Source organism: Microcystis sp. M49636_WE2 (genome assembly GCF_030065375.1).
Lineage (GTDB): Bacteria > Cyanobacteriota > Cyanobacteriia > Cyanobacteriales > Microcystaceae > Microcystis > Microcystis aeruginosa_C.
Genome location: NZ_JASJFG010000527.1, coordinates 1 through 5,493, shown reverse-complemented (window position 1 = coordinate 5,493; position 5,493 = coordinate 1). Strand labels below are relative to the sequence as shown.

The 5,493-nt window shown below is 41.5% G+C and carries 6 protein-coding genes; 3 read left to right on the top strand and 3 right to left on the bottom strand.

Translation table 11 applies throughout. From position 1 onward, the window contains the following. Both dacB and glgA read left to right on the top strand, forming a co-directional pair. Nucleotides 1–1,261, top strand: a 1,261-nt coding sequence (gene dacB, locus PX484_RS12300; RefSeq protein ID WP_288104047.1) for a D-alanyl-D-alanine carboxypeptidase/D-alanyl-D-alanine endopeptidase, incomplete at its 5' end; no start/stop codon positions are given. A 219-nt stretch (nt 1,262–1,480) separates the two neighbouring features. After that, nucleotides 1,481–2,959 (top strand): glycogen synthase GlgA, encoded by a 1,479-nt coding sequence (gene glgA, locus PX484_RS12295; RefSeq protein ID WP_288104044.1) that lies wholly within the window; start codon nt 1,481–1,483, stop codon nt 2,957–2,959. Nucleotides 2,960–3,096: 137 nt separating this feature from the next. Here glgA and PX484_RS12290 read toward each other — a convergent pair whose 3' ends face one another. Genes PX484_RS12290 through trmB form a run of 3 tightly spaced genes read right to left on the bottom strand, consistent with a single transcriptional unit; the run spans nt 3,097 to nt 5,195 of the window. Then, entirely contained in the window at nt 3,097–3,897 is an 801-nt protein-coding gene (locus PX484_RS12290; RefSeq protein ID WP_002801523.1) for a tetratricopeptide repeat protein, read from the bottom strand. Between the two features lie 19 nt (nt 3,898–3,916). Next, nucleotides 3,917–4,525: a hypothetical protein gene (locus tag PX484_RS12285; RefSeq protein WP_287767959.1), complete on the bottom strand. Its 609-nt coding sequence runs from the start codon at nt 4,523–4,525 to the stop codon at nt 3,917–3,919. A 34-nt stretch (nt 4,526–4,559) separates the two neighbouring features. After that, on the bottom strand, nt 4,560–5,195 hold the full coding sequence (trmB, locus tag PX484_RS12280) for a tRNA (guanosine(46)-N7)-methyltransferase TrmB (RefSeq protein ID WP_002801525.1): 636 nt from the start codon (nt 5,193–5,195) through the stop codon (nt 4,560–4,562). Between the two features lie 65 nt (nt 5,196–5,260). Between trmB and PX484_RS12275 the strand changes: the two genes are divergently transcribed. After that, the coding region (locus PX484_RS12275) for a metallophosphoesterase family protein (RefSeq protein ID WP_288104039.1) at nt 5,261–5,493 on the top strand (233 nt) is incomplete at its 3' end.

Below are 5,493 nucleotides of genomic sequence, written 5' to 3'. Positions count from 1 at the left end.
GGCCCGACCCGATTATCAAGGCGCTTATTGGGGAATTTTCGTAAAATCCCTTAATTCTCAGGAAAATCTCTATAGTCTCCACGAAAATAACTTTTTTACTCCCGCTTCTACTGCGAAATTATTAACCACTGCCGCCGCTTTTAGCAAATTTAACCGCGATTATCGTCTGAAAACTCCCATTTTAGCCCAAGGCAACCCCCCCGATGTAGAGACTTTAACCTTAGTCGGGAGGGGAGATGCAACCATAACCACAGAAAAGCTAGAAAAATTAGCAGAAAAGTTAAAAGCAAGGGGAATTAACTCAATTTCTCGCTTAATTGTCGTTGCTAGTCCTTTTGTCGTCTCCGATAGTCAAAAAACCTGGGAATGGGAAGATGTCTTTTTTGACTATGCTGTACCCGCTTCTAGCTTGGTTTTAAACGAAAATTCCGTCACTTTAAAGCTTTTACCGCGACAATTGGGGCAAAGCTTAGATTTACAATGGTCTGATCCCATTGCCGCTAAACAATGGCTAATTGAGAATCAAACCAGCACCGCAGGGCAAGGAAGCCCGAATACTCTGGCAATTAAGGGCAATTTAGCCAATAATCGCCTAATTATCACTGGTTCTCTGGCTATTGATAGTCAAGATGATTTTAATTTAGCTATTCCCCAACCCTCGGAATATTTCCTGGCTCGCTGGCGTAATATCCTTGAAAAAGCGGGAATTACCGTTAAAAACGCAGAAATTAGTTCACAGATTCTCGGCCATGAGATCACCAATTTAGAATCAGAACCTCTAGCATATTTGGTGGAAAAAGTCAATAAAAATAGCGATAATTTACTAGCGGAAACCCTACTACAAATGCTCGGCGGTGTCTCGGGATTACAAGAAACTTTAACAAAACTGGGAATTAACAGCGATAGTTATAAAATCGGCGATGGTTCGGGGCTATCACGACAAAACCTGATTAAACCCAATACTTTAGGGCAAATTTTACAACTAATGGCAGAAAACCCTGATTATCGCCGTTCTTTAGCTATTGGCGGCATTGATGGCACTTTAACCAATAGATTTCGCCAGACTCCCCTAGAAGGACGATTACAGGCAAAAACTGGGACATTAACCGGAGTTGTCGCCCTCGCCGGTTATCTAGAAACCGCCGACAATCAACCCCTAATCTTTAGCATAACCGTCAATAACAGCGATCAACCCGCCACTACTCTCAGAAACGGCATCGATGAGGTGATTTTGCTCCTAGGACAGTTAAAACGCTGTTAATCTTTAGGAGATAGGGAGATAGGGAGATAGGGATTTAGGGAAATTTCAGCTAAATTCCCCACTCCCCAATTCATAATTCATAATTCATAATTCATAATTCCCACTTCCCCAACCCGCAACTAATTCGATCGACCGACCAATTTAATCACAGAAGCTTGTATACTTTTGTAAAAATTGCTTCTAGCTGACCTGTAGATTAATCGAGGGAGTTATTGATATATGTATATAGTTCAGGTTGCCTCTGAGTGCGCCCCGGTGATTAAAGCTGGGGGATTGGGGGATGTGGTATATGGATTGAGTCGAGAATTGGAAATTCGCGGTCATTGCGTGGAGCTAATCCTACCCATGTATGATTGTATGCGCTACGACCAAATTTGGGGCTTACACGAGGCTTATCGCGATCTGTGGGTGCCTTGGTACGATGGGGCAATTCACTGTAACGTTTTTTGTGGTTGGGTACACGGGCGCTTGTGTTTCTTTATTCAACCCAATTCGGGGGATAATTTCTTTAATCGCGGCACTTACTACGGCTGTAAAGACGATAATATGCGTTTTGCCTTCTTCTCTAAAGCCGCTTTAGAATTTTTGCTCAGAAGTAATAAACGTCCCGATATAATTCATTGTCACGACTGGCAAACCGGTTTAATTCCGCCCTTACTTTTTGAAATTTATAAATATCATGGTATGGGCAATCAGCGCGTTCTCTACACCATCCATAACTTTAAACATCAAGGATTTGCTGGTGCGGAAATTCTCAGGGCAACAGGATTAAATAACGATACTTACTACTTTAGCTATGCCCGAATGCGCGATAACTTCAATCCTTTTGTGATTAATTTTATGAAAGGTGGTATCGTCTTTTCCAACTATTTCAACACCGTCTCACCCCACCATGCTTGGGAAGCACACCACACCGATGTTAGTTACGGTTTAGGTCATACAATTCACCTACATCAACACAAATTTACTGGCATTCTCAACGGTTTAGATTACAATATCTGGAACCCGGAAGTGGATAAATTTATTGCTGCACCCTACGGTATTGATAGCTTCTCCGAGAAGGCACGCAATAAGAAGGCACTGCGAGAAAGACTCTGGTTAAGAGATGAACCAGAAAAGCCCTTAATTTGTTATGTCGGTCGTTTAGATGACCAAAAAGGCGTACATTTAGTTCACCATGCCATGTATTATGCCTTAGCTCGCGGGGCGCAATTTGTCCTCTTAGGTTCCGCCACCGAATCGTTAATTAATAACTGGTTCTGGCATGAGAAAAATCACCTAAATAATAACCCTGATGTCCATATTGAATTGGGCTTTAATGAGGAATTATCTCACCTGATTTATGCGGGGGCCGATATGATTGTGGTTCCCAGTAATTTTGAACCCTGCGGACTGACACAAGTAATCAGCTTAAAATACGGAACCGTTCCCATCGTCCGGGGAGTTGGTGGTTTAGTTAATACGGTTTTTGATCGCGATTATGATACCTATCACCAACCGGAAGAACGCAATGGTTTTGTCTTTTTTGATCCCGATAATAATGCCCTAGAATCAGCCATGTCCCGGGCATTGGAATTGTGGTACACTCAGCCGGAAGAATTCCAAAAATTAGCGATTCAAGGTATGGAATGCGATTACTCTTGGAATGGTCCCGGGGAAGAATACGTTGCCCTCTATGAAATGATTCGCCACAAATAAACTGCATCTTGTCCCTAGCAATTCCCTGGCAATTATCAACAGAAATTCGAGGAATAGATTTGTTGAAATTACTGGGGAATTGCTTTAGTTCTGACCGATTCCTAACCCCACCAACAAACTTTTTTAGTAAACCCTACTTAGTAGAGCAGAAATGTTAACTTTGCTTGGTATTCTTGGGTGAGGGTATGACTAACCCCCAAAATCTGAAATATGGCTAACATGGCTTTTCTTGCCCCATCCTGACGATATTTTCTACTTTCTCCCACCACGCTGATCAGTTTATCTAAAGCGGCGGCATAATCTTCTTTTAAGGCGGAATTAATCCCAGTAAAAAATATCGAATCGAGGGGATTATTTTCTAGTTTTAACTGTTGAAATTCTAGGAGAGTTTTCCAACCTTTGATCGGGGGATTTTCTTCTTTAATAGCACTAATTAATCTGTAGGCATCTGACCATTTTTCTAGACGCATGAGAAATTTGACCGCCATAATAATTAATCGCGGTTCGTTGGGATATTTAGGGAAAAGACGATCAAATAATTGTTTAGCTGCGGGCAAATTATCGAGGGCAATCGCTTCTTGTATTTCTGCTAATCCTGCTTCTAATTCCGATTGTAAATCGAGACGGGAAAATAAGTCTCTAATTTGTTCTTCTGGCAAAGCACCGACAAAACAGGGTAACACTTCTCCCTTGCTGACAATTCGCACATCTGGAACTCCTTCTACATCGTATTGTTCGGCTAATTCGGGACTTTTATCTATATCTATTTTTGCCAGGATAAAATTATATTCACTTGCCAGTTTTTCCAGCATCGGTTTTACCAATTTACAGGGTCCACACCACAGGGCATAAAAGTCTAAAATCACTGTATTTAGATAGGACTTCTCGATCACTTCACTGTCAAAATTTGTCCCATCTACATCGATAGAATATCCCATCTATTTCTCCTCTAATAAATTATTTTTCAGCTAGTTTTGTCTCACTTATCTCTTTTACCCAAAGGGCTAATCCTCCCCCTCGTCCCCGGGCTGCTATCATTGTTTCTGTGATCAGAAAATAGGCAAAAAATGCCTGTTTTTTGATACTTTCCTGATAAAAATTCGCTTCACTTACCTGGCCATTTCTAATAAAACCAGAATAGAGAGAGCGATTAAATAGGGTTAGGTTGAGCCTGGTGAAATCAAAGGCGAGAAGACGGGTTTTAGGAAAAAACTTAACCGGACCGCTTACGGATAGTTTTACTGCCCCTAAAACTATCTGATTGCTGACGCTTCCAGAGATAAATTCTCCCAGTTCTAAACTCTCATTTCTTTGGTAAGAGATGGTAATTTTTAACCAGGATGGTAGATAGCGACCCTTACCCAAAACAATCCCCGCTCTCTTTTTCGCTTTTTGAGTTCCCGTGATAAAGTATAATCGCCAAGTACCGACTAAAGCCTCAAAAGTAAGATTTTCTTTAGTTTTTTTATTGTTTTTTTCTTTGCTTAAGAGAAATTCCAGCAATTGAGAGACAGGGGGGCGATTATTGTCCTCAAGTATTAGGGGTGAGTCGAGATTTATAACCATGATTTGAGACAGTGCCAAGATATTTTAACTGAAGCTACCGAACTCGAAAAAGCGAGCGATAAACTGGTTGACCCTTATTATAAGTGGACTTTTCCCTCTCCGTCGGTACGGGGAAAATATTTTCCGCTAACCAGGGGGTTTGATGTTGCCGAACAAAATGGGGATGTGCTTGAAATCTCTCCGTCATTTCCAGGGCGATCGATTCCACATCCGACTGTAAAAAAACCCAGCCCCCAGCTACCATATACTTAGCCAAAGCTATTACTAATTCTGGCTGCACAACCCGACGCTTACTGTGACGCTGTTTAAACCAAGGATCGGGAAATTGAATCGACACCCAAAATAACTTATCTGCGGGCAAAGATTGCAGTAAAATTTCTGGGGCAACATTCATATTGCCAAAAACAAAAGCGAGATTACTTAATCCTAACCTTTCCCGTTCCTGATTGGCTTCAATTACCAAAGGTTGACGAATTTCAATCCCCAAAAAATTAATTTCTGGCTCTACTTGGGCCATTTGTAACAAAAATTTACCCCGCGCACAACCAATGTCAAGATGGAGAGGTTGCGTCATATCCTGATAAACTTGATTCCAATCGGGGGGAGCGATCGGATGGCGATATTTATGACTTAAGGGATTGACGTGCTGACGAACGCGAACTTTAGCCAAAGATATTTTCTCCTCATTTCTCCTCGATCGATCTAGTTTACCGATATTTAGCCCAATTCAATGCGATGAATTTCCGTTTCGCCATTCTCAGCGATCCTCATATCGCTTTACCCACAACCATTTTAAACCATTCTAATCGCTTTCATCTGGTGGAAGTGAGTATTCCCGCTTTAAAAATTGTTTTAGACCATCTCATCACCCTTAACCTCGATTTTCTGCTGATTGCTGGCGATTTAACCCAAGATGGTGAACCAGAAAATCATCGTTGGTTAGCCGATTGTTTAGCCACTTTACCCTT

Excerpts from the sequence above, each read along its gene's own strand:
- glgA (WP_288104044.1), top strand. The coding sequence starts at position 1,481 with ATGTATATAGTTCAGGTTGCCTCTGAGTGCGCCCCGGTGATTAAAGCT.
- PX484_RS12290 (WP_002801523.1), bottom strand. The coding sequence starts at position 3,897 with ATGGGATATTCTATCGATGTAGATGGGACAAATTTTGACAGTGAAGTG.
- PX484_RS12285 (WP_287767959.1), bottom strand. The coding sequence starts at position 4,525 with ATGGTTATAAATCTCGACTCACCCCTAATACTTGAGGACAATAATCGC.